The organism is Sphingomonas sp. Leaf20 (assembly GCF_001421535.1).
GTDB lineage: Bacteria > Pseudomonadota > Alphaproteobacteria > Sphingomonadales > Sphingomonadaceae > Sphingomonas.
This window is the reverse complement of record NZ_LMKN01000010.1, coordinates 170,104-193,698: the sequence shown is the minus strand read 5'-3', so window position 1 is coordinate 193,698 and position 23,595 is coordinate 170,104. Positions and strand designations below refer to the sequence as shown.

At 67.0% G+C, this 23,595-nt stretch carries 18 protein-coding genes; 4 read left to right on the top strand and 14 right to left on the bottom strand.

The genetic code is table 11. The features are described from left to right. Nucleotides 1-283: 283 nt before the first annotated feature. Both ASE72_RS17815 and ASE72_RS17810 read right to left on the bottom strand, forming a co-directional pair. A complete protein-coding gene (locus tag ASE72_RS17815) occupies nucleotides 284-2,260 on the bottom strand; it encodes a PAS domain-containing hybrid sensor histidine kinase/response regulator (RefSeq protein WP_056024808.1) in 1,977 nt (658 codons plus the stop codon). Nucleotide 2,261: 1 nt separating this feature from the next. Next, the gene (locus ASE72_RS17810; protein WP_235532436.1) at nucleotides 2,262-3,755 is read right to left on the bottom strand and encodes an ATPase domain-containing protein; all 1,494 of its coding nucleotides are present in this window, start codon (nucleotides 3,753-3,755) and stop codon (nucleotides 2,262-2,264) included. A gap of 357 nt (nucleotides 3,756-4,112) precedes the next feature. Here ASE72_RS17810 and ASE72_RS17805 point away from each other — a divergent pair, with 357 nt between their 5' ends. Continuing rightward, the gene (locus ASE72_RS17805; protein WP_056024801.1) at nucleotides 4,113-4,451 is read left to right on the top strand and encodes a hypothetical protein; all 339 of its coding nucleotides are present in this window, start codon (nucleotides 4,113-4,115) and stop codon (nucleotides 4,449-4,451) included. 8 nt (nucleotides 4,452-4,459) lie between these two features. On the opposite strand, the gene ASE72_RS17800 is transcribed toward ASE72_RS17805, so the two are convergent. From ASE72_RS17800 to ASE72_RS17780, 6 genes are all read right to left on the bottom strand, one after another. After that, nucleotides 4,460-5,653 carry a DUF1624 domain-containing protein gene (locus ASE72_RS17800; RefSeq protein ID WP_056024799.1) on the bottom strand — a complete coding sequence of 398 codons (1,194 nt, stop codon included), beginning with the start codon at nucleotides 5,651-5,653 and terminating at the stop codon, nucleotides 4,460-4,462. A 9-nt stretch (nucleotides 5,654-5,662) separates the two neighbouring features. Continuing rightward, entirely contained in the window at nucleotides 5,663-7,732 is a 2,070-nt protein-coding gene (locus tag ASE72_RS17795) for a TonB-dependent siderophore receptor (protein ID WP_056024797.1), read from the bottom strand. 265 nt (nucleotides 7,733-7,997) lie between these two features. Beyond that, nucleotides 7,998-8,165: a hypothetical protein gene (locus tag ASE72_RS20375; protein WP_156350634.1), complete on the bottom strand. Its 168-nt coding sequence runs from the start codon at nucleotides 8,163-8,165 to the stop codon at nucleotides 7,998-8,000. Beyond that, on the bottom strand, nucleotides 8,162-10,084 hold the full coding sequence (dxs, locus tag ASE72_RS17790; protein ID WP_056024794.1) for a 1-deoxy-D-xylulose-5-phosphate synthase: 1,923 nt from the start codon (nucleotides 10,082-10,084) through the stop codon (nucleotides 8,162-8,164). The genes ASE72_RS20375 and dxs overlap by 4 nt, the downstream gene beginning before the upstream one ends. Before the next feature lie 92 nt (nucleotides 10,085-10,176). Next, on the bottom strand, nucleotides 10,177-10,650 hold the full coding sequence (locus ASE72_RS17785) for a Fur family transcriptional regulator (RefSeq protein WP_056024791.1): 474 nt from the start codon (nucleotides 10,648-10,650) through the stop codon (nucleotides 10,177-10,179). Nucleotides 10,651-10,720: 70 nt separating this feature from the next. After that, entirely contained in the window at nucleotides 10,721-11,125 is a 405-nt protein-coding gene (locus ASE72_RS17780; RefSeq protein WP_056024788.1) for a MerC domain-containing protein, read from the bottom strand. Between the two features lie 194 nt (nucleotides 11,126-11,319). Between ASE72_RS17780 and ASE72_RS17775 the strand changes: the two genes are divergently transcribed. From ASE72_RS17775 to rpsI, 3 genes are all read left to right on the top strand, one after another. Further along, nucleotides 11,320-12,363, top strand: a complete 1,044-nt coding sequence (locus ASE72_RS17775) for a COX15/CtaA family protein (protein ID WP_056024784.1) — start codon at nucleotides 11,320-11,322, stop codon at nucleotides 12,361-12,363. Between the two features lie 122 nt (nucleotides 12,364-12,485). Further along, nucleotides 12,486-12,965 (top strand): 50S ribosomal protein L13, encoded by a 480-nt coding sequence (rplM, locus tag ASE72_RS17770; protein WP_082444974.1) that lies wholly within the window; start codon nucleotides 12,486-12,488, stop codon nucleotides 12,963-12,965. Beyond that, nucleotides 12,965-13,522: a 30S ribosomal protein S9 gene (gene rpsI / locus ASE72_RS17765; RefSeq protein ID WP_082446261.1), complete on the top strand. Its 558-nt coding sequence runs from the start codon at nucleotides 12,965-12,967 to the stop codon at nucleotides 13,520-13,522. The genes rplM and rpsI overlap by 1 nt, the downstream gene beginning before the upstream one ends. A 64-nt stretch (nucleotides 13,523-13,586) precedes the next feature. Here the strand turns inward: rpsI and ASE72_RS17760 are convergent, their stop codons facing one another. From ASE72_RS17760 to ASE72_RS17735, 6 genes are all read right to left on the bottom strand, one after another. Further along, entirely contained in the window at nucleotides 13,587-14,186 is a 600-nt protein-coding gene (locus ASE72_RS17760; RefSeq protein ID WP_056024893.1) for an ATP-binding cassette domain-containing protein, read from the bottom strand. Next, nucleotides 14,176-14,880, bottom strand: a complete 705-nt coding sequence (gene modB / locus ASE72_RS17755; protein ID WP_443024787.1) for a molybdate ABC transporter permease subunit — start codon at nucleotides 14,878-14,880, stop codon at nucleotides 14,176-14,178. Before modB ends, ASE72_RS17760 begins: the two co-directional genes overlap by 11 nt. Further along, the gene (gene modA / locus ASE72_RS17750; RefSeq protein WP_056024887.1) at nucleotides 14,881-15,651 is read right to left on the bottom strand and encodes a molybdate ABC transporter substrate-binding protein; all 771 of its coding nucleotides are present in this window, start codon (nucleotides 15,649-15,651) and stop codon (nucleotides 14,881-14,883) included. 100 nt (nucleotides 15,652-15,751) lie between these two features. Beyond that, nucleotides 15,752-19,150, bottom strand: coding sequence for a polysaccharide deacetylase family protein (locus ASE72_RS17745; protein ID WP_056024782.1), 3,399 nt, complete (start codon nucleotides 19,148-19,150; stop codon nucleotides 15,752-15,754). A 241-nt stretch (nucleotides 19,151-19,391) separates the two neighbouring features. After that, nucleotides 19,392-21,215, bottom strand: coding sequence for a translation elongation factor 4 (lepA, locus tag ASE72_RS17740; protein ID WP_056024779.1), 1,824 nt, complete (start codon nucleotides 21,213-21,215; stop codon nucleotides 19,392-19,394). Nucleotides 21,216-21,286: 71 nt separating this feature from the next. Beyond that, complete coding sequence (locus ASE72_RS17735; protein ID WP_056024776.1) at nucleotides 21,287-23,503, bottom strand: ribonuclease R family protein; 2,217 nt, start codon at nucleotides 23,501-23,503, stop codon at nucleotides 21,287-21,289. Between the last annotated feature and the right edge of the window lie 92 nt (nucleotides 23,504-23,595).

The following is a 23,595-nucleotide window of genomic DNA, read 5'->3' as shown; positions in this document are numbered from 1 at the left end:
CGTAAGGCACTCCGCTGCGGTGACACCCCTCTAGGCCCCTCCCCCAACCCCGTCAAATGCAAATTTCACTTTTATGGCAATTTTTCCAAACTCACGCGTTTCAACGCCCCCTTGTCCTGCTGGGTGACCCTGAGGGGCTGACCGAGCGCATCGGTCGCATCGAGACGGCTTTGGTCCGGGTAGCTGACTAACACGACCAGCCACCATAGTCTGATCATCAAGCGAGCAGCCGTGGATCGTAACGCGATGACGAGCTGCGGTCAGCGTTGGCGACCGACTGGCTTCAACGTGCGATCGCGGCAGTTTCAGCAGGGTCTTGCAACGGACGAAGCAATTCGTTGACGCGCGCGGCAAGATCGACCTGGCGGAACGGCTTGGCGAGGCGCGTCACGTCGCCCGGCACGTCCTCGCCCGTGGCGGCATATCCGGTGACCAGCAATGTCGGAATACGAACCCCGGTCGCGCGCAGTTCGTTGATCAGCTGTCCTCCCGTCATTCCGGGCATCACATAATCGCTGACGAGAATATCGGCATCGATTCCCGAACGTATCGCCGACAGCGCCTGCGACGCGGACGCGAGCTCGATGACGCTGTAGCCGATGTCACGCAACATCTCCGCGGTGGCCGATCGGACCAGCTCCTCGTCATCGACGAGAAGCACCGTCGCCGCCCGCTCGGCGACGACCGGCTCGGCCACCGGCTTGTCCGGCTCGACACCCGTCTCGGCAGACGCGGGAAGCCACAGCTCGATCGTCGTCCCGGTGCCGGGCACGCTTTCCAGCTTGAGCGTCCCCCCGGATTGCGCCGCGAGCCCGTGCACCATCGAGAGGCCCAGCCCCGTTCCCTTGCCAACGCCCTTGGTCGAAAAGAACGGCTCGGTCGCGCGTGCGAGCGTGGCCTGATCCATCCCGCTCCCCGTATCGGCGACGACGAGCCGTACATACCCCCCGCCCTTGAGCCCGAGTGCATTGCGGCCATCGATGCTGGCCTCGCTCACGCCCAGCGTCAGCCGGCCGCCGCCCGGCATGGCGTCGCGGGCGTTGATCGCGAGATTGAGAAGCGCGAGCTCGAGCTGGTTGGGATCGACGCGGGCGGACGACAGATGCGCCGGGATATCCAGAACCACTGCTATCGATGGCCCGAGCGAACGGCGGATCAGATCGACGATGCCGTCGATCAGCTTGCCGATATCGACCGCACGCGGTTGCAGCGCCTGCCGCCGCGCGAACGACAGCAGCCGCTGCGTCAGCGTCGCCGCACGCTCTGCTGCCTGCAACGCGCCGCCGATCATGCGCTGCGTCTTCTCGTCGTCCTTGTGCCGTCGGCGAATGAGATCGAGGCTGCCGACGATCGGCGTCAGCAGATTGTTGAAGTCATGCGCGACGCCGCCGGTGAGCTGGCCGATGGCATCCATCTTCTGCGCCTGCGCGAGCTGCATGTCGGCGTCGCGGCGATCGGTGATGTCGGACACCACGCCGGTCATCCGAATCGCGTTGCCGTCGGCGCCGTACCGCACACGCCCCTTGGCCACGATGCACCGGCTGCGGCCGTCCGCCGTCGTGATCGAGCATTCGATGTCGAGCGAGCCGCTGACCAGCGCCTCGTCGAACGCGGCCTGTGTCGCATCGCGTTGCAACGGATCGACATGCGCGAGGAAGCTCTCCACGTCCCAATGGTCGAGCTTGGTCGCATAGCCGAAGATCTCGTCGTGGCGCAGCGTCCGTCGGGTCAGTCCGGTGACGATATCGATGTCCCAGCTCCCCATGCCCGCGGCCTCGAGCGCGACTTCCAGGCCATCGCGCGTTGCCTCGAGGTCGGCCGTCCGGTCCACGACGGCCTGTTCGAGCGTCGCGGCCGCATCGCGAACCTCGTACTGGCGCGCGCGCGCCTTGAGCGCCGAGCGCACGGCGCCGAGCATGGCGTCCGCGTGCAACGGACGCTCGAGCAGGACGACGTTGCCGAGATCGCCCAACCGGCTGGTCGCGAGCAATGTGCGCGGCGTCCGCGACCCGTTGGCTAGCACCACGAACGGAATATCGGACCAGGCGGGCTGGCCAGCGACCCAATCGATCAGGGCCGACGCGCTCGGCGCCAGCGCCTCTTCGGTGAGCATGACGGCACCCGCCCCTTGGCGCAGCGCTTCAACAAGGTCCGGCTGGCTGTCGCACACATGCGTCTCGATCGCGCCACGCGCGAGAAGCTCCGCCGCGATCGCCGCATCGCGTCCGCGCGGCGCCAGGATCAGAACGCGCGCGTTCATGCTAACCGTGTGAATCCAGCGTCCCCATCTGGCTGGCCATCAGCGTCTTTCCTTCACCCGAAAATGTCGGGACCCCGGTCAAAACGCCCTGGAACTGCCGGAGCGGTTCACCAAGCCGGAGCCCATGACTGCCGATCTGAAACTCGCGGATCGTCCGTTCGTGCCGCGCGGTACGCGTCTTGATCACCGAAATCGCCTGGCGGACTTCGCCATGCGCCTCGAAATAGCGCAGCTGGACCACGGTATCCGACAGATAGCTGAGATCCACGTCCGACCGGATGTCGCCCATCACGCCGTGAAGCCCGAGGATCAGGAGGCTGACCACGCCCTTCTGCCCGAGATATGTCAGCATCTCGTGCATCTGAAGGACGAGGAACTGCTCGTTCGGCATCGCCTGGAGATACGCGTTGAGGCTGTCGACGACGACGAGCGTCGCACTGTGATCCTCGACCGTCCTGCGGATCGCATCGGCAAACTCCCCCGGCGACATCTCCGCCGGATCGATCGCGCGCAATTCGAGCTGGCCGTTCTGGAGATACGGCTCGAGGTCCATGCCGAGCGACGCGCTGCGCGTGAGCAATGTCGGCATCCGCTCATCGAACAGGAAATAGGCGGCGTTTTCGCCCCGCTTGAGCGCGGCGACCATGCATTGCACCGACGCCGTCGTCTTGCCGACCCCCGCCGGGCCCGTGAGCAACGTCGCGGTTCCGGGCACGAGCCCGCCTCCGAGCAAGGCGTCGAGCTCGAGCGAGCCGGTCGAAACCGCGGCGCCAGCCTCCGCCGTCTCATGCTCCGATGCGACCAGTCGCGGATAAACACGCAGGCCCCCGCGCTCGATCTCAAAGTCGTGATAGCCGCCGCGATACTTGACCCCGCGCATCTTGACGACATGCAACCGCCGCCGCTGCGCACCAAAGCCCGACAGGATCTGATCGAGCGAGACGACGCCGTGCGCGATGCTGTGCAATTGCAGGTCGCTCCCCGTCCCGCTCTTGTCGTCGAGAAACAGCACGGTACAGTTCCGCGTCGAGAAGAAGTGCTTCAGCGCGAGGATCTGTCGACGATAGCGGATCGGGCTCTGCGCGAGCAGCCTGAGTTCGGACAGGCTGTCGAGTACGACGCGCGTCGGCCGAACCTCGTCGACCTTTGCCATGATATCGCGAACGGTTTCACCGAGTTCGACCTCACTCGGATGCAGCAGCGTCTGTTCCTGGTCTTCGCCCAGCCCATCGGCGGGGACCATCTCGAACAACGTCAGACTGTCCAGCGACCAGCCATGCGTCTGCGCGACCGCCCGCAGCTCGATCTCGGTCTCGGCGAGCGTGATATAAAGCCCGGTCTCCCCGGCCGCCGCACCCGTCAGGAGGAAGCCAAGCCCGAGGGTGGTCTTGCCGGTACCGGGCGTGCCTTCGACGAGATACATCCGGTCCGGGGTCAGGCCGCCGTTCAGGATATCATCGAGGCCGCTGATACCCGTCAGAGCCAGGGCTGGCATTTTTTCCATCGACGGCAACCATAGTTCCTTAATTCAGGGGCTTCGACATGCTGGCGAACACTGAGCGTTCGCCGGGCTTCGAATATGATCTGCCTACCGCCCGGCGCGCGCCGCGACCAGCCGAATCCCATGAGTAACCAAAAGGGAAGCTGGGATGGTGCTAAACGTTCGAAAGGAACCATTGGCTGCGCAAGTCCACACATTCCGCAGCGCGCTTCGGGTGTCCGATGATGTCGACGACCCCCACGGCTGGTGCTGCCGACTTTGACATCCCGGCTGATCGATGTCTTCGATGCTGTGACAAGCGCGACTTCCCCGCTACTAGCAGCCTCATCATCAGGGACTTTCGAAACGCACATGGCCCGTAAACATTCGAAACACGGCCCCTACGAGGACGCGCAGGCCGAGGACGAGGCGCCCGTCGAGGTGGTGGCATGCTGGCTCTGCGGTCGCCCCACGGGAAAGACCATCATCTGGCACCATCCGGTCCCCAAGAGCCGCGGTGGCCGCGACGTGGTTCCGATGCATCCGATCTGCCAGCAGAACCTGACCGCCAACTTCACCAATTCCGAATTGCAGCGCCACGGGATGGATGTCGAAGCCCTGCTGGCGAACCCCGCCGTGCGCAAGTTCGTCGACTGGGTCGCGAACAAGGATCCGGACTTCACCGCGACGCTGACCAAGAAACAGCGTTAGGCGCGCAGTCAGAAGAAGCGGAGCCACGCAATGTCGCGGCGTCGCTGCTTCAGTCGCGAGAACCACGCGGTCGGGTAATAAAGCGGCATGATCAACGCGACGTACCAGCCGATCACCCAGCCATAGCCGTCGACCATGAAGACCGATCCGCTGGTCGGCCCCCACCAGGCCAGCGCGCCATGATAGAGAAGGCGCAGGACGGTGAGGTGGAAGAGGTAGAAGAACATCGGCGCCGCGCCGAACACGGCGAGCTTTTCTATCAGCCACGATCCGCTGCGCATCTCGAGCAACGCGAGAATCAGCGCGCCGCCGCCGAGCGTCGGCAACAGGAACAGCAGCGACGGCGGATATTTCGTCATCGACAGGAAGCTGATCACGGTCCGCACGCCGCTGCCCTTGACGACGTACCACGGCGCGTCGCCATAGACGTTGAGAAGGCGCAGCACGACGAAGCCGCCGATCATCCCGACGCCCAGGCGCACAAGCCGCCTCACCCGCATGGTGGGCGACACGTCGTGCCCGAACCATGGACCGATCGCGTGCCCGAGCAGCATGACGCCGAGCCATGGCAGGATCGGATAGGTCGTCTTGGCGATGAACCCGAACGGCAACGCGATCACGTCGCGCTGATGCACCAGCGCCCAGAGCGGGAAAAGGGTGTCACCCTGGTGCAATCGTATCGGGTCGAGCAGGTTGTGCCCGCAGACGAGCACCAGCCCGAGCGCGATATGCGCAGGTCGCGGCAGCCGGATCAGCGCTGCCAGCAGGATCATGCACAGGCCAAGGCACCAGATCACCTGGAGCCAGAATGTCGGCTGCGGCACCACCCCCCAATAGAGCGGCGACAAATACACGACGTCGATCGCCATCAACAAGAGCCCGCGCTTGACGAGAAAGCCCGCGGTCTCGCCGGGTGTATGGCTCCTGGCGTAGAGATAGGCGGCGAGTCCCGTCAGCGCGACGAAGACGGGCGCGCAGAAGCTTGCCGCGAAGCGCGCGATCGCGAGCGCGGGCATTACGGTACGTGCATCCACCGGATCGGGCATCGGGACGAGGACGATCCACGTCTCGCGCAGATGGTCGAGCAGCATCAGCACCATCACCAGCCCGCGCAGCGCGTCGATACTCGCAAGGCGCCTGCCCGGGCTTTGGCGCGCGGTCTGCGTATCGCCGGGCGTTGCCGGCGTGTGGGCCTGGGTCATGACATCCCTCTAGAATTCCGCGCGCAGCGAGGCGCGCAGCGTTCGCGGCGCGCCGGGATAGATCCAGAACGAATTGTACGAGCTTTGCGCATAGCGCGCGTTCAGCAGGTTATCGACTTCCCCTCGCAGCGTCAGCGTCGTCGACACCGGGATCTCGGCCGATGCCTTGACCTTCACATAGTCGGGCAGGACGAGGCCGCTGGCGTCGGTCGCGCCGGAGCGCTTGCCGACATAGGCGAGGCCCCCGCTGACCAGCCAGTCCCGGCCCGTACCGGGATCGAAGCGATGCACGACGAAGACCGTGCCCGAATGATCCGGCACGTTGAGAGCCAAAGGCGTCGCGAAGGACCGGTCGTCGTTGCGCGCCCTCGTCCACGCATAGTTGACGACCGCTTGCCAGCGACGCGCAAGCCGCAGCGACGCGTCGACCTCGATCCCGCGGCTCGTCAGCGATCCGACGGGCGCGAGGAAATTGGCGTCGTTGGGGTCCGTGGTCAGGACGTTGCTCTTGCGGATGTCGAACCAGGTGACGCCGAGGTCCAGACCGCTCAGGCGGGCCGCCGCGCCGATCTCGAAGCCGTGCCCCCGCTCGGGCGCGAACGCCACGCTGCCGATCCCGCTGCCCGAATTGAGCTGGACCGACTCACCCCAATTGGCATGCACCGAGATCGCCTCGTCCACGGCATAGCGCGCACCGAGCCGGAAGTTGACGGGCTCCGCCTTCGAAACGGTGGTCGCGTTGACGAGGTTGCGCTCGAGTTGCTGGCGATAGGCGTCGAACCGCACGCCCCCGACGAGGTCGAGCTTCGTCGTCACGGCCCAGGCATCCTGCGCGTAGAGCGACAGCACCTGCCGCGTTTCGCGCTGATCGATGCTGGGAAGGAGCGGCAGCGCCTGCGCCACCCCGTAGACCGGGTCGAATATGTCGATCGCATAGGGATGCGTTTCGGTCGGGTTTCTCCGGTTCAGCAGCTCGAGATAGTCGAGCGTATACCCCTTGATGCCGAAGCTGGGTCGATGGACACCCAGCGCGTGGACCTCGCCACGCAGCTCGAGCCGCGCCGAAAGGTCTTCGACCTCATAGCCGCGCTCGCGCCGTTGCCGCCACAGCGTCCGCCCGTCCACCAGCCGCGACTGGTCCGCCGAGATGCCACGCAGCGAACCGGTGCGATACGCGATCCCGCCGACCAGCGACCATGACCCGCCCAGCCGCGCCTCCCCGGTCAGCTGGTGCCGCGTATCGCGCGCGCGCGTGGCGCCGTTCGACGGCTCGCCAAGGAACCGCGACGCAGGCAGCGCCAGTGGATCGCCGGCGATCGCGGTCAAGCCGCGATCGAACGGGGCATCATATGCGATATGCTGCGCCAGATAGGTCAACTGGACCGCATCGGAGGGTCTAAACGTCAGCGACGGCGATACCACCCGGCGCTTCAACGTCACGAAGTCGCGATAGCCATCGCTATCCTCCGTCGCCACCACGATCCGCGCGGCGAGCGTGTCGCTCAGCGGCCCCGTCGCATCGAGCTCGATCCGGCGCGTGTCGAACGAGCCATATTGCAGCGTCGCGGACGCGTGCGCGGCAAAGCGCGGCGTCTTGCTCACCATGTTGACGCGTCCGGCGGGATCGATGTCGCCGAACACCGCGCCGGCGGGCCCTTTCAGGATCTCGATACGCTCGATCGTCGCCGGATCGCGCGCGGGTGCGCTCCCCCGGTTGGCGATGAAGCCGTCCGTATAATACTCGCCCCCGCCATCGGCGGTGCTGAGGAAGCCGCGGATGGCGAAATTGTCGGCAAAGCCGCCCCGGTTGTTCTGCTGGCTGCTTCCGCTGACCAGCTCCAGCGCATCGCTCAGCCGATAGGTGCCCGCCGCACGCAGGATGTCCTGCTCCAGCGACCGGCTCGATTGCGACATCAGCTCGGTCGCGCGATCGGACGAGAGCGTTGCATCCCGCGACGTCCGCGTTCCCAGCACGACGATGTCATCGCGCTCGGCCGCCTCATCCGCCTCCTGCGCCTGGACCGACGATCCTGCCATCAGCCCGATCACGCCGACGACGCGCGACAGCCTTCGCGGCATTCGCGCGATCGCCCCGCCTGCCCCCCTTACCTTCAACGCTCTCGCCACCAAGTCTTCCCGCACGCAACCGATATGATATCATGTCTCATAGAGATCTTGTCGGGATCGGCAACCATGCTGCGACAGGTCGTCCCGCCAGTTGCGCCGGGCGGTCAGGGCGTGCGTGTTCTAGCCGGCCGGAGAATGCGCGCCGGGCCAGTCTGTTCTGCGGCCATGGGCCCAAGGCACCATCGACAGGCCATGGCCCGTCGGATGCGGCAGCGCGCTAGGGAATGCGCGCGCCGTCCTGGTCGAACAGCTCGGGGTTTGCCGCCTGGTCGGCCTTTGCGGCGATCAGGCCGGCGCGCATCCGCCGCCACATCGCGATGTTGAGCGACACCATCACGATCACCGCGAGCGCGATGATGACGACGGCCTTGGTCGGTCCGGTCATGCGCGGGCTTCGGCGACTCCGCCCGAATTGTGCCGCAGCGTCTTCAACACCGTCTCGACGAGCGCCGCCGAATCGAGCCCCGCATCGGCATATTGCACGTCGGGCTTGTCCTGATCCTGGAACAGGTCGGGCAGTCGCAGCGTCCGCAGCTTGAGCCCGCCATCGATCAGCCCCTCGTCGCTCGCCAGCGTCAGGACATGCGCACCGAAGCCGCCGACCGCGCCCTCCTCGATCGTCACCGCGACCTCGTGCGTCGTCAGCAGCTTGCGGATCATGTCGATGTCGAGCGGCTTGGCAAAGCGGAGATCCGCGACCGTCGTCGACAGCCCCTTCGCCTCGAGCACCTCGGCCGCCTTCAGCGCCTCCTCGAGTCGCGTGCCGAGCGACAGGATCGCGACGGTCTTGCCCTCGCGGACAATCCGGCCCTTGCCGATCTCGAGCAGCTGGGGCGTGCTGGGAAGCGCCACCCCCGTGCCGTTGCCGCGCGGATAGCGCACCGCGATCGGGCCGGTGTCATAGTGCGCGGCGGTGTGCGTCATATGGACGAGCTCGGCCTCGTCCGCCGCTGCCATCACGACGAAGTTGGGCAGCGTCGCGAGATAGGTGACGTCGAACGAGCCGGCATGCGTCGCGCCATCCGCGCCGACCAGCCCTGCACGGTCGATCGCGAACCGCACGGGCAGGTTCTGGATCGCGACGTCATGCACCACCTGGTCATAGGCGCGCTGCAGGAACGTCGAATAGATCGCGCAGAACGGCCGCATGCCCTGCGCCGCCAACCCTGCCGCGAACGTCACGCCGTGCTGTTCGGCAATGCCGACGTCGAAGAACCGGTCGGGATAGGCCTTGGCGAACGCGTCGAGCCCGGTCCCCGATGGCATCGCCGCGGTGATCGCGCAGATCCGGTCGTCCTTGGCCGCCTCGGCGACGAGCTGCGCACCGAACACGTTCTGATATTGCGGCGGTCCCGGTGGCGCCTTGGTCTGCACGCCCGAGATCACGTCGAACTTCTGGACGCCGTGATACTTGTCCGCAGCGGCCTCGGCGGGGGCATAGCCCTTGCCCTTCTTGGTGACGACATGGACGAGGATCGGGCCCTCCTCCGCATCGCGGACATTCTCGAGCACGGGGATCAGGTGATCGAGATTGTGCCCGTCGATCGGCCCGACATAATAAAAGCCGAGCTCCTCGAACAGCGTGCCGCCCATCGTCATCCCGCGCGCGAACTCGTCGGTCTTTCGCGCGGCGTTGTGGAACGGCCGCGGCAGGCGGCGGGCGAGCTTCTTGGCGAGTTCGCGGATGCCGAGAAACTCGCGACTCGACACGATTCGCGACAGATAGGCCGACAGCCCGCCGACCGGCGGCGCGATCGACATGTCGTTGTCGTTGAGGATGACGACCAGACGGTTGCCCGCCTGCTCGGCATTGTTCATCGCCTCATAGGCCATGCCCGCCGACATCGCGCCGTCGCCGATCACCGCGATTCCCTTGCCCGGCTTGCCCGCGATCTTGTTCGCGACCGCGAAACCCAGTGCGGCCGAGATCGAGGTCGACGAATGCGCCGCACCGAACGGGTCGTATTCGCTCTCGCTGCGCTTGGTGAAGCCGCTCAGCCCGCCGCCCTGCCGAAGCGTGCGGATACGGTCGCGGCGACCGGTCAGAATCTTGTGCGGATAGCATTGATGCCCGACGTCCCAGACCAGCCGGTCGCGCGGCGTATCGAACACATAATGGATCGCGGTCGTCAGCTCGACGACGCCAAGCCCCGATCCGAGGTGCCCGCCGGTCGTCCCGACCGCGGAAATCGTCTCGGTACGCAGCTCGTCGGCGAGCTGGCGAAGCTGCTCGGGCTTCAGCTTGCGGAGATCGTCTGGGGTCGAAACCGTGTCGAGCAACGGGGTTACAGGAGTATCAGCCATCGGACGGGCTTATCGCAGCACAGGTTTGGTGTCGATTGCTACCGAACGAAACCCCGCGCCGCGCATCAGATTATCTGCGCGTGGCGTATCCCTCAGCGTTGCGCCTCGCACGCGGCGCAGCGACCGCGCACCTCGATCACCGGCCGCACCGGGGTGAATCCGGCGAGTTCTGCTGCATGGCGCACGCCGCGCGTGACCGGATCGTCGTCGATATGCGTCGTCTGCCCGCAGGAGTCGCACACGAGGAAGATACAGTCGTGCAGGCATTCGGGGTGCGCGTTCGCGACATAGGCGTTGGCGCTTTCGACGCGTCGCGCAAGGTTCGCGCCGACAAACAGGTCGAGGATCCGGTACACGCTGTTTGCAGCGACGCGCCTGCCCTCGGCCTTCGACACCGACTCGGCGATGTCATAAGCGCTGGCAGGCTTGTCGAACCCCGCCAGCGCGGCGAAGACGCTCGCACGCATGCTCGTCCACTGCTCGCCGGATTTCTCCAGCGCCGCCTGCGCCGCGACGGTGAGGTCGATACCCTGCGGTTCGTGATGCTTGTGTGCGTGTGCTGCCATTATCCGGTCAAGCTAGGGTGCCGCAGCGCCTGCCGCAAGCACGCCGCCGACACGGCGCATGGACTGCGCCTCAGTGCGCCGCCCGGCGATTGAGTTCGTGCCCGAGCGCGAGCAACGCGACGCCCGCGACCGTCCAGACCGTCTCGAGCCCGCTTGCGTCATGCGGCAGCGTCATCGCGCCGCCCATGATGCCGAGCCCGAACGCTCCCATCGCCGCGGGCAGCGCATGGCCATGATGCAGCACGCCGCGCCCCAGCGCGACCGCGCCCAGCATGATTGCGATCGTCAGCCCGATCTCGTGGAAGATCGGATCGAGCAGCACGCCGCCCGCGGTCGACATCAGCGCGAGCAGCACCGACGTCGCCAGGCAATGCACCATGCACAGCCCCGACAGTCCGATCGCATAGCGGTCGAGCCCGGCAAGCCAGGGCCGGTGCGCTTGTGCAGATGCGTGCGTGTGGGTGGTGGTCGACATCGTTTCCGTCAGATAGGCGATGCGAGGACAGGATACAACATCACATCGGTAAATTTTGCGCATCATCCCGCCGGCTTGCGCGAAACCGCCGCAACCTCGCTCGTCCGGCGCACGCTCGGCCCTCAAGTCGGAAATCCGGCCTGCGGTAACTCCTGATACTCGACGCCCCCGGCGCAGGGGCGTAGGGCTGTTGCATGCTTCAGCCCAGTGCCGCCTTCCTCTCCACAGCGCGCCCGCGAGCGGTCGCGATCTGGCTCCTCGTCGTCGCGGCGATGATCGTCGGCATCGTCGTCGTCGGCGGGATCACGCGGCTCACCAATTCGGGGCTGTCGATCACCGAATGGAAGCCGATCACGGGAATCATCCCGCCGCTGACGCTGGCGCAGTGGCAAGCCGAGTTCGCCAACTACAAGCAGATCCCCGAATACAGCCAGCTCAACAGCGGCATGACGCTCGATGGGTTCAAGGAGATCTTCTTCTGGGAGTATCTCCACCGCGTGCTCGCGCGCACCATCGGAGCCGCCTTCGCGCTTCCGCTGATCTGGTTCGCGGTCCGCCGGCAGATCCCCGCCGGCTATGGCTGGCGTCTCGGCGCGCTGCTCGCGCTCGGCGCGTTGCAGGGTGCGATTGGCTGGTGGATGGTGAAGTCGGGGTTGTCGGTGCGCACCGACGTCAGCCATATCCGGCTCGCGGTCCATCTGATGACCGCGCTGGTGACGCTTGCCGGGATCGTCTGGACCGCGCTCGACCTGCTTGCGCTCGACAAGTCGCGTCTCGCCGCCCGTGCCCGCCTCGCACCGATCGCGATTGTCGCGTTCGCGTTGCTCTTCATCCAGCTCGTCTATGGCGCGTTCACCGCCGGCCTCGATGCAGGATACGCGTTCGCCAGCTGGCCGTTGATGGGCGACAGCCTGTTTCCCGCAGGCGTGCCGATGCTCACACCCGGCTGGACCAACGCGGTCGACAACCCGATCATGGTGCAGTTCATCCACCGCTGGCTGGCCTTTGCGACCGCCGCCGGGCTCGTCTGGCTCGCGGTCCGCACGACGCGGCTGGGTGCACGCGCGGGTTTCTGGGTCGTGGGACTCGTCACGCTCCAGGTGTTTCTCGGCATCGCCACGCTGATGACGGGGGTCGATATCCATGTCGCGGTCGCGCACCAGGCCAACGCCGCGCTGCTCCTGATCGCCACGGTTTTCGCCGCGCATCGGGTCGGCAGCCCTGCCAGGGTATCATGATACCCGTCAGCAAACCGGCGGAAAGCTTGACTTGAAGACCCCCTTTCAGCATTAGGCGGGCATTCGCGCTGCGGGGGAAACCCTGCGGCGCGCTTGCATTCAATCTGGAAGGTCCAACGCCCATGAAGGCGCTCATGAAGACCACCAAGTCGGCCAAGCCGCACGAGGTGGAGAAGCAGTGGCATATCGTCGACGCGGAAGGTCTCGTCGTCGGTCGTGCCGCATCGATCATCGCCAACGTCCTGCGCGGCAAGCACAAGACGTCGTTCACGCCGCATGTCGATTGCGGTGACAACGTCGTCGTGATCAACGCCGACAAGATCCGCTTCACCGGCAACAAGGCCGCGAAGAAGATCTATTACAAGCACACCGGTTACGCCGGCGGCATCAAGGGCATCACCGCTGCCAAGGTCCTCGACGGCCGCTTCCCGGAGCGCGTTCTCGAAAAGGCCGTTGAGCGCATGATCCCGCGCGGCCCGCTGGGTCGTGAGCAGATGCGCAACCTGCGTATCTTCAAGGGCACCGAGCATCCGCACGAGGCACAGAACCCTGCCGTGCTCGACATCGGCAGCATGAACCGCAAGAACAAGGTGGGCGCATAATGTCCGACAACCGCCAGTCGCTCGCCGATCTCGCGAGCCTGACCAACCAGCCCGCGCCGGCTGCCCCTGCCGCCCAGACGCTGCCGACCAGCGAAGGCGATATCGAAGCACCGGTCTCGAACGAGCCCGTCCGCGAGCCGATGCCGCTGCGCGAGCAAATCCTCGACAAGCAGGGCCGCGCCTATGCGACCGGCCGTCGCAAGGACGCCGTCGCCCGCGTCTGGGTCAAGCCCGGCACCGGCAAGATCACGATCAACGGTCGTGACCAGGAAGTGTATTTCGCACGTCCGACGCTGCGTCTCGTCATCAACCAGGTGTTCGGGATCACCGAGCGCGAAGGTCAGTATGACGTCGTCTGCACCGTCAAGGGTGGTGGTCTTTCGGGCCAGGCCGGCGCGGTCAAGCACGGCATCAGCCAGGCGCTGACCCGCTTCGAGCCGGTGCTGCGTGCATCGGTCAAGGCTGCAGGCTTCCTGACCCGCGACAGCCGCGTCGTCGAGCGCAAGAAGTACGGCAAGGCGAAGGCCCGTCGTAGCTTCCAGTTCTCGAAGCGCTAAACGCCTCAGCGAGCTACGAAAAAGGCGGTCCTGGATTTCCCGGGCCGCCTTTTTCATGTCCGGGCTACATCCGCACGACGCGTGTGCCGATCCGCTCCGCCTCGTCGGGATCGTGCGTCACCATCAGGATCGGCAGCCGCATCACGTCGCGCAGATGCTCGATCGCACGCAGGATCTCCTCGCGCCGCGCACGATCGAGCGACGCCAGCGGCTCGTCGAGCAGCAGGAAGCGCGGGTTGCTGAGCACCGCGCGGCCGATCGCGACACGCTGCGCCTCGCCACCCGACAGCGTACGCGGCCAGCGGTCGAGCAGGTGCCCGATCCCCAGGAACCCGATCCGGTCCTCGAACGCGCCGGTATCACGGCCCGCACCGTAGAGCAGGTTCGCGCGCACCCTCAGATGCGGAAACAGCCGCGCCTCCTGGAAGACATAGCCTGCGCGACGCGCCTCGGGCGGCACATCGATCCCGTCACCGAACAGCGTCTCGCCATCGACGAGGATCCGCCCGCTATCGGGGCGCAGCAACCCCGCGACCATATTGAGCACGCTTGTCTTGCCGACGCCCGAAGGGCCGAACAGCACCGTCGCGCCGTCGCCCGCCGCCAGCGTCAGCGCGACCTCGGCCTCCCCCAGTCGCTTGCGCACGTCGATCTCAAAGGACATGAAGCCCCCGCCCTGCACGCCGCGTGAGCAGTTCGGACGCGACCAGCGCGACCAGCGACAGCGACACCGAAATCGCGGACAGCCGCCACACCATCGCCTCCGCGCCGGGTTGTTGCAGCGCGGAGTAGATCGCGAGCGGGAGCGTCTGCGTCTGCCCGGGCACGTTCGAGACGAAGGTGATCGTCGCGCCGAACTCGCCGATCGATCGCGCGAACCCCAGCACCGCCCCCGCGAGCACGCCGGGCACGCTGAGCGGGAGCGTCAGCGTCCAGAACACGCGCCACGGGCCCGCGCCGAGCGTCCGTGCGGCGCTTTCCAGCCGCCGGTCGACCGCCTCGATCGACAGCCGCATCGCGCGCACCATCAGCGGCAGTGCCATCACCCCCGCCGCGATTGCGGCGCCGGTCCAGCGAAACAGCACGCTCACGCCGAACCAGTCCTGCAGCCAGCCGCCGATCGGGCCATTGGGGGCGAACGCAATCAGCAGCAGCCATCCCGTCACGACCGGCGGCACGACGAGCGGCAGATGAACGAGCGCATCGACGAGCACCCGCCCCGGAAACCGGACGCGCGCGAGGATCCACGCGATCGCAAAGGCGATCGGCAGCGTGACGAGCATCGCGACCCCGCCGACCTTCAGCGACAGGCCCACCACGGCCCATTCCGCCGACGTCAACAGGAGGTCACCCGCCATTCAGCGGGCCGAGAAACCATAGCGCACGAAGATCGCCTTGCCCCCGCGCGAGACGAGGAACCGCCGGAAGGCTTCGGCTTCGGGGTTGCGCGACGTGCTGAGCCGCGCGACCGGATAGGTGATCGCGGGGTGCGTCGAGGCGGGGAACACGCCCGCGATCCGCACCTGCGCGGAGGCCTTGGCGTCGGTCGCATAGACGATCCCCAGCGGCGCGGCGCCGCGTTCGACCAGCGCGAGCGTCGCGCGGACGTTCTCGGCGCGGACGACGCGCGGCGCGACCTGCGCCCATACCCCCAGACGCTCGAGCGCCTCCTGCCCGTATTTGCCCGCGGGGACCGGCGTGTCCGCCATCGCGAGCGGGCCCGCGGTCAGGACGCGGACCAGCGCTGCCGGCGGACGCACCGGAATTCGTATCTTCGATCCCGCCGGCGCCGCGACGACGAGACGATTGCCGAGGAACGTCACCCGCGTGTTCGCGACGATCAGCTTGCGCGCCGCCAGCGCGTCCATCCAGTCCTCGTCCGCGGAAATGAAGAGATCGGCGTTCGCCCCCGCCTGCACCTGACGCGCGAGCGCCGACGACGCCGCAAACGAGATCACCGGCCTTACATGCCCCTTCGCCGCCCACGCATTTGCTGCCGCCGTCAGCGACTCCTGCAGGCTCGCCGCGGCCAGCACCAGCGGTGGCGTCGGATCGGCAGCCGCCGGCGTCGCGGCAAGCGTCGCGGCCGCACTCGCGGCCACCAGCGCGGTAAATCCCAGATACGTCATCATGTCCCTTCGGGCAGGCCCTACGACGCCTGTCCGTATACGCCGCACGCGGTTGAACGCCAGACCATGGGTCCGGTTTAATCGCCTGGCGCCCGGCCCGTCAGGGCGCAGCGACGCGCCCCGTCCGCGCCAGCTTGCCCCACCCGACCATCGGGCCGCGCAACGCCTGCGCGATCGCCTTGAGCACGACATAATACATGACCTGCCGATAGCCGATCCGCTGCGGGATCAGCAGCCACAGCAGCCGCCACCGCTCGCGCCGTTCGAGCGCGAAGGCGATCGTCGCCGCGAGCAGGTCGATCGCGGTGAACACCAGCCAATAGGTCAGCATCGTGTAGAGATCATGGCTCGTCTGCGCCCAGCCGTGTGCCGAGACCGCGACATAGGTCGTCGCGAAACTGACGACGAGCGCGAGGTCGATGATCGGCGAGATCGCGGCGAGCAGGATCTGGAAGATGATCGCCTGCGGCAAACCGACCCACCCCAGCCCCCTCGGCTGGCTGCGGCCGATCGCCCTGCGGTGCTTCCACAGGCATTGCAGCGTCCCGAACGCCCAGCGGAACCGCTGCTTGGCGAGCGCGCGGATCGTCTCGGGGGCTTCGGTCCACGCGATCGCGAACTGGTCATACTGCACCGCCCAGCCTGCGCGCTGGATCGCGATCGTCAGGTCCTGATCCTCGGCAAGCGTATCGTCGGGATACCCCCCGACCGCACGGATCGCCGCGAGTCGCCAGGCACCGACCGCGCCCGGCACCACCGTGATCGCGTTGAGCCGGGCGAGCGCGCGCCGCTCGAGATTCTGCGCGGTGATGTATTCGAGCGCCTGCCAGCGCGTGATCAGGTTCACGCGGTTGCCGACCTTGGCATTGCCCGCGACCGCACCCAGCGTCGGATCGACGAACCACCGCGCGAGCCGCGCGATCGTCGTCGGTTCGAACTGCGTGTCGGCATCGAGCGCGATGACGATCTCGCCGCGCGCGAGCTCGAGCCCGCGATTGACCGCACGCGCCTTGCCGCCGTTCGCCAGCGTCAGCAGCCGGACGCGGTCGTCGCCGGCGAACGCCTGCGCGACGACCGCCGACGTCGCGTCGCTCGACCCGTCGTCGATGACGATGACCTCGATCGCGACCTCGGTCGAGGCGAGCACGCCCTGCACCGCGCGGACGATCACGCGCTCTTCGTTGAACGCCGGGATCATCACCGTCACGAACCGGTCGGGATCGATCGCCGGGAACACCGTCTTCAGCTCGCGCCGTGCCTGGATCAGCGCGAGCGCGGACAGCGCCAGCGCGCGCAGGATGCCGATCGTGATCGCGATCCCGAAGATCCAGCGCAGTGCGATCACCATGCCGCCGAGCGCGCTGAACAACGCGAGATCGGCCACCGCGGCTGCACGGTCGCTCGACGATATGACGGGCATCGCCGCATCGCGCGACAGGCCCGCGAGCGTCGAGACGGGGACGAAGTCATACCCCATCGCACGCAGGCGATCGATGATCACGGGCAGCGCGGCGACCGTCTGCGCGCGGTTGCCGCCTGCATCATGCAGCAGGACGATGTTGCCGCTGCGCTCCGGATTGCCGTCCTCGACCTGCGCGATCGTCCGGTCGATGATCGCCTGAACGCCCGGCCGCTTCCAGTCGTCGGGATCGACGTGCAGCCCGACCGAGACATAGCCGCGGCGTTGCGCCTCGAGCGCGGGCAGGATCTCGTCCGCGGTGCTCGGTTCCGCATCGCCGAAATAGGGCGCGCGGAACAGCCGCAGCGAGCGTCCGGTAAACGCCTGAAACAGCCGCTGCGTCGTGTTCAGCTCGAACCTGGCCTGCCGCTCGGACACCGTGGCCAGATTGGGATGCGTATAGGTGTGGCTGCCGATCTCATGGCCCTCGGCGACCATCCGCTCGAGCAGGCCACGCTGCGTCAGCGCGTTCTCGCCGACGATGAAGAACGTGCCCGGCACATGCTTGCGCTTGAGGATGTCGAGGATCTGCGGCGTCCATTCGGGATCGGGACCGTCGTCGAACGTCAGCGCGAGCTGGCGCGGGCGATAGCCGGTCCGCTCGACGACATAGGGTGACGGCAGCCGCGTGAACCGGACGTCCGCGACCGTCCCGTCCCGCGCCGCGATCGCCGTGCGCTGACCCGACACCGGCGACGCCGCGATCTTCAGGATCTCGCCATTGCCCTCGATATCGACGTTCGTCCCCGCCGGGATCGCATCGATCGCGCCCGGCGCCGGCAGGCGGCGATGGTTGCGGCCGAAGATCGACCAGAGCGCGGGATCCTCGGACCCCAGCCGCCACAAGGCGACGCTGCCGACACCCGCCTTCTGCAGGAACGCCATCTGGTTGTACGCGCTTGCGGCATCGAGCAGCCAGACCTGGTGCCGGACGCCGCCATCGGCATAGGCGAAGCTGCTGTTCCCGCTGCCCGCGTCGAAGCTTGGCCGCGCGTCCGAGTCGGCGGCGGCCTGCCACGCCTCCTCGACGCCGAGCGCATCGCCGCGCCCGCTCTCGGCATCGCCGTGCCAGTCATAGGCATAGGACCCGATCGCGACGACCAGCTTCGACGGCGGGATCCCGCGCGACGCGTCCGCGACGGACCGCACGAACCAGCGCTGCGACGCGATCGGTCCCGCCGGGCCGCTCGTCTCGTGCTCGTCATACGCCATCAGGAAAATCTTGTCGGTCACCCGCGCATACGCCGCCATGTTCCAGTCGGGGTTGCCGACCGGGGTCGCAATCGCCACGACCCAGCCGCGCGGTGCGAAGCGCGCCTTCGCCTCGCTCAGGAACAGCCGGTAATTCGCCTGCGCGCCCTGCGGCAGGTTCTCGAAATCGAAAAAGGCGCCGCCCGCGTGGTTGGCCGCGAGGAACGGGACCAGCCTGTCGAGCAACGCGCGGCGTGCGCGCGCATCCGCGAACAGCGCCGCGCTGCCCGCGCCGTCCCAGTCGCCGTCCTTCGCATTCTGGACCATCGGCAGGATCACCGGGCGATGCACCGCGCGGTTGAGGACGGCACGTCCGGCGGTGTCGCGAAACACCGTGATCGCGTGATCGGGACCGGTGACCGACACCCATCCCGGGATCACCCAGTCGAGCTGCTCGACATGCCGCGCCAGACTCGCCGTGCTCGATTCGTCCCACGGCGTGTGGAATGCGATCGCGAGCCGCGGATTGGTCGCGCGCGGGGTCTGGCCGACGCCACCCTTCACCCCCGCCTTCCCGGCCCCCGCTGCCGCCCCCCCGAACAGCCCCTTCGCGTAATAATCGAGGCTGCGCCTTGTCCGGCCGATCAGCCCGCTATGCGGTGCCGGCAGGCTGTGGAGACCCGGATGCTCGGGCTCGAACGGCAGCAGCGGTGCCGCGGGAACCACGCCGACCGAGACGACGAGCACCGCCACCGACAGCAGGAGCAGCGCGACGAACGCGATGACACCCAGCGTGAACCGCCGCCGACGGCGGCCGCTGGCGTCATAGAAGACGGGATGCAGTGTCATGACCTCAAGCTATCCGGGCGTTGGCGCGGACGCCATGCACGAACGCGCGTGCAACCTCACCCTCGCCATCCTGTCAAATTCGTCATGTTTGCAGGCAGCACCGCAGTCGCAAATCCTCCCCCGCAAGGGGGAGGTGGCAGGCGGCAGCCTGACGGAGAGGGAGGACAGGAAAACCGCTATTCCGTATCCTTCCCCTCCGACACCTGTCGCGCGCCCCCTGGCAGGGGAGGATACGTCAGATCTACGCGTCGTCGCCCATCCGCAGCGCGGCGATGAACGCCTCCTGCGGGATGCTGACCGAGCCGTACTCGCGCATCTTCGCCTTCCCCTTCTTCTGCTTTTCGAGGAGCTTCTTCTTGCGGCTCGCGTCGCCGCCATAGCATTTGGCGGTCACGTCCTTGCGCATCGCGCTGATCGTCTCGCGCGCGATCACCTTGCCGCCGATCGCCGCCTGGATCGGGATCTTGAACAGATGGCGCGGGATCAGGTCCTTCAGCCGCTCGACCATGCCGCGACCGCGGACTTCCGCAGTGCCGCGGTGGACGATCATGCTCAGCGCGTCGACCGGCTCCTCGTTGACGAGAATCCCCATCTTGACGAGATCGCCCTCGCGGTAGCCGATCTGGTGATAATCGAAGCTCGCATAGCCCTTCGACATCGACTTCAGCCGATCGTAGAAATCGAACACCACTTCGTTCAGCGGCAACTCGTAGGTCGCCTGCGCGCGGCCGCCCACGTATGTCAGGTTCTTCTGGATGCCGCGGCGATCCTGGCACAGCTTGAGCACGCTGCCGAGATATTCGTCGGGGACGTAGATCGTCGCCTCGATCCACGGCTCGCTGATCGTCGCGATCTTGTTCGGCTCGGGCATGTCGGCGGGATTGTGCAGCTCGATATGCGTCGTGCCCGCGGGATCAGGATGGTTCAGCTCGATCTCGTACACCACCGACGGCGCGGTCGTGATGAGGTCGAGGTCATATTCGCGCGTCAGGCGCTCCTGGATGATCTCGAGATGCAGTAGTCCCAGGAACCCGCAGCGGAAGCCGAAGCCCAGCGCCGCCGACGTCTCCATCTCGAACGAGAAGCTCGCGTCGTTCAGCCGCAGCTTGGAGATCGACTCGCGCAGCTTCTCGAACTCGGCGGCATCGACCGGGAACATTCCGCAGAACACCACCGGCTGGACTTCCTTGAAGCCCGCCAGCGCCTCGAGCGCAGGACGCTTCGCATCGGTGATCGTGTCGCCGACTCGCGTCTGCGCGACCTCTTTGATCTGCGCGGTGATGAAGCCCATCTCGCCTGTGCCGAGCTCGGTCAGCTGCTCGATCTTGGGCCGGAAACACCCGACCCGGTCGACCAGATGCATCGTGCCGGTCTGCATGAACTTGATCTGCTGGCCCTTCTTCAGGACGCCGTCGATCACGCGGACGAGGATGACGACGCCGAGATACGGATCGTACCAGCTGTCGACCAGCATCGCCTTCAGCGGTGCCTCGGGGTCGCCCTTGGGCGGCGGGATCTTCGTGACGATCGCCTCGAGGATGTCCTCGATGCCGATCCCCGACTTGGCCGACGCAAGCACCGCGCCGGACGCGTCGATGCCGATCACGTCCTCGATTTCCTTGCGGACCTTTTCGGGCTCGGCGGCGGGCAGATCGATCTTGTTGATGACCGGCACGATTTCGTGGTCATGCTCGATCGACTGGTAGACGTTGGCCAGCGTCTGCGCCTCGACGCCCTGCGCCGCGTCGACCACCAGCAGCGCGCCCTCGCACGCGGCGAGGCTGCGGCTCACCTCGTACGCGAAGTCGACATGCCCCGGCGTGTCCATCAGGTTGAGGACGTAATCCTCGCCGTCCTTCGCGCGGTAGGCCAGGCGCACGGTCTGCGCCTTGATCGTGATCCCGCGTTCCTTCTCGATGTCCATGTTGTCGAGCACCTGCTCGGACATTTCGCGCGCGGTCAGCCCGCCGGTTTGCTGGATCAGCCGATCGGCGAGCGTCGACTTGCCATGGTCGATATGCGCGATGATGGAGAAGTTGCGGATGTGGGACAATGCGGTCGTCATGCGCGCGCCGTTAGCACCTCGCCGGGCTTATGCCAAAGCTTCCGCGACATCCGTGGAAACGGGGATCACAATCAGCGTCGCTTTCCCTGGTGCCGGATGTTTGCCGGACGCCCGCGCCGCTTGATCTCGCGGCCCGGCTTGCGCGCGCGTGCGGGCCCCGCGGCGCCCTTCCCCTCGGGCATTTCGAAGCGCAGCGCGCCCGATACCGGGTTCGCCTCGGCGAGCTTGAGGTCGAGCATCTGCCCCTGCGCATAGACGTCGCCGCTATCCTCGCCGACCAGCGTCCGCGCCGCCTCGTCGAAGCGGAAATATTCGCCGCCAAGGTCACGCACCGGCATCAGCCCGTCCCCGCCGATTCCCTCGACCGTCGCGAAGAATCCGAAATTGGTGACGCCGGTAATCCGCACTTCCATGATCTGCCCGACGCGCTCGGACAGGAACGACGCGACATAGCGGTCAATCGTGTCGCGCTCCGCCTCCATCGCGCGGCGTTCGAGCCGGCTGATCGTCTCGCCGATCGCGTCCATGCCGGCCGCATCCTCGGCGGGCAACCCGCCTGCGCCAAGGCCGTACGCCGCGACCAGCGACCGATGCACGATCAGATCGGCATAGCGGCGGATCGGCGACGTGAAATGCGCATAGCTGCCAAGGCCGAGCCCGAAATGCCCGTGATTGGCGGGGCTGTAATAAGCCTGGGTCTGCGTGCGCAGCACCTGCTCCATCACCTGCGGCCGGAAATCGGCGTCGCCGATCCGCTCGAGCACATGGTTGAACGTCGCCGGCCGGATGACCTGCCCCAGCGCGAACGGCACACCGAACGTCTCGAGATAATCCTTCAGCGCCGCCAGCTTCTCGCGGCTCGGCGGCTCGTGGTCGCGGTACATGACCGGCGCCTTCTTGCCCTCGAGCGCCTTGGCGGCGGCGACGTTCGCCGCGATCATGTAATCCTCGATCAGCCGGTGCGCATCGAGCCGCTCGCGCGGGGCGACCGACATGATCCGCCCCTTCTCGTCGAGCACCACCCGCCGCTCGGGCAAATCGAGGTCAAGCGGCGCGCGCGCATCACGCGCCTTTGCCAGCGACGCCCAGCAGCCCCAAAGCGGCTTCAGCACCGTCTCGGTCATGTCGAGCGCCAGCGTGCCGTCGATCGCCGCCTGCGCCTCCTCATAGGCGAGGTTCGCCGCGATCCGAACGACCGCGCGGGTGAAGCGCCACGACTTGAGCGACCCGTCGCGACTGATCACGAGGTGACAGGCGAGCGCGGCGCGATCCTCGCCCTCCTTCAGCGAACAGACGTCCGCCGACAGGATCTCGGGCAGCATCGGCACGACGCGGTCGGGGAAATAGACCGAGTTGCCGCGCCGCCGCGCCTCGCGGTCGATCTCGGACTTGGGCCGGACATAGAAGCTGACATCGGCGATCGCGACGATCGCCTTCCAGCCGCCGGCATTGGCGGGATCCTCATCCGCCTCCGCCCAGACCGCGTCGTCGTGATCGCGCGCATCCTCGGGGTCGATCGCGACGATCGGCAGGTGGCGCAGATCCTCACGGTCGTCGCCCAGCGGGAGCTGCGCGACGCGCTTGGCCTCGTCGATCGCCTCGACCGCGAACACGTCGGGGATGCCGTGCTTGTGGATCGCGATCAGCGAGAAGCTGCGCGCGGCGAACGGGTCGCCCAGCTTGTTGACGACCCGCGCCGCGATCCGCGGCGGCTTGCCCGCCAGTTCGGCAAGCACCAGATCCCCCGGCGCGGCGCCGCCCGCATCGGCGACCGCGAACTCGCGTCGCTCGCGCTTGTCGACGCCGGTCAGCCACAGCCGCCCCGCCTCCTCGCGCAGCACGCCCAGCACCTGTTCGGAGGCCGGCGCGAGCACCTTCATCGGATGCGCGGTCCAGCCATTGCCAGCTTCCTCGGTCCGCGCGAGAATCCGCTCGCCGATCCCCAGCGCGCCGCGCTTGCGTTCGCGCACGCGCAGCCGCGGCGGTGGCACGCCCTCGGCCTCCCAGCGCTCAGGGACCGCCCAGACATTGCCCGCATCGTCGACGTCGGCGATCCGCAGCACGGTGACCTTGGGCACGCCGCCCATTTTGTGGAACGCGCGGCCGGGCGCGCTGTCGATCAGCCCCTCGTCCGCCATGTCCTTCAGCAACGCCTTCAGCCCGATCTTGTCCTGCGCGCTCAGGCCGAAACCCTTGGCGATCTCGCGCTTGCCCGCGGGGACGTCCGACGACGCGATGAAGTCCAGGATCTGCTGGCGGCTCGGAAGACCGGCTTTTGGTTTGTACATCGCTCCCAGATAGGGTGCGTTGCGCCACGCGTCACCCGTTACCGGCAACACGCTGCAGGACCGTGAAAATCAGCCCTTGCGTGCGCACGGCA

Excerpts from the sequence above, each read along its gene's own strand:
- ASE72_RS17745 (WP_056024782.1), bottom strand. The coding sequence starts at position 19,150 with ATGACACTGCATCCCGTCTTCTATGACGCCAGCGGCCGCCGTCGGCGG.
- ASE72_RS20375 (WP_156350634.1), bottom strand. The coding sequence starts at position 8,165 with ATGACCGGACCGACCAAGGCCGTCGTCATCATCGCGCTCGCGGTGATC.
- ASE72_RS17775 (WP_056024784.1), top strand. The coding sequence starts at position 11,320 with ATGCTTCAGCCCAGTGCCGCCTTCCTCTCCACAGCGCGCCCGCGAGCG.
- ASE72_RS17795 (WP_056024797.1), bottom strand. The coding sequence starts at position 7,732 with ATGCCGCGAAGGCTGTCGCGCGTCGTCGGCGTGATCGGGCTGATGGCA.
- dxs (WP_056024794.1), bottom strand. The coding sequence starts at position 10,084 with ATGGCTGATACTCCTGTAACCCCGTTGCTCGACACGGTTTCGACCCCA.
- modA (WP_056024887.1), bottom strand. The coding sequence starts at position 15,651 with ATGACGTATCTGGGATTTACCGCGCTGGTGGCCGCGAGTGCGGCCGCG.
- lepA (WP_056024779.1), bottom strand. The coding sequence starts at position 21,215 with ATGACGACCGCATTGTCCCACATCCGCAACTTCTCCATCATCGCGCAT.
- ASE72_RS17805 (WP_056024801.1), top strand. The coding sequence starts at position 4,113 with ATGGCCCGTAAACATTCGAAACACGGCCCCTACGAGGACGCGCAGGCC.
- rplM (WP_082444974.1), top strand. The coding sequence starts at position 12,486 with ATGAAGGCGCTCATGAAGACCACCAAGTCGGCCAAGCCGCACGAGGTG.
- modB (WP_443024787.1), bottom strand. The coding sequence starts at position 14,880 with ATGGCGGGTGACCTCCTGTTGACGTCGGCGGAATGGGCCGTGGTGGGC.
- rpsI (WP_082446261.1), top strand. The coding sequence starts at position 12,965 with ATGTCCGACAACCGCCAGTCGCTCGCCGATCTCGCGAGCCTGACCAAC.
- ASE72_RS17760 (WP_056024893.1), bottom strand. The coding sequence starts at position 14,186 with ATGTCCTTTGAGATCGACGTGCGCAAGCGACTGGGGGAGGCCGAGGTC.
- ASE72_RS17735 (WP_056024776.1), bottom strand. The coding sequence starts at position 23,503 with ATGTACAAACCAAAAGCCGGTCTTCCGAGCCGCCAGCAGATCCTGGAC.
- ASE72_RS17785 (WP_056024791.1), bottom strand. The coding sequence starts at position 10,650 with ATGGCAGCACACGCACACAAGCATCACGAACCGCAGGGTATCGACCTC.
- ASE72_RS17815 (WP_056024808.1), bottom strand. The coding sequence starts at position 2,260 with ATGAACGCGCGCGTTCTGATCCTGGCGCCGCGCGGACGCGATGCGGCG.
- ASE72_RS17810 (WP_235532436.1), bottom strand. The coding sequence starts at position 3,755 with ATGCCAGCCCTGGCTCTGACGGGTATCAGCGGCCTCGATGATATCCTG.
- ASE72_RS17780 (WP_056024788.1), bottom strand. The coding sequence starts at position 11,125 with ATGTCGACCACCACCCACACGCACGCATCTGCACAAGCGCACCGGCCC.
- ASE72_RS17800 (WP_056024799.1), bottom strand. The coding sequence starts at position 5,653 with ATGACCCAGGCCCACACGCCGGCAACGCCCGGCGATACGCAGACCGCG.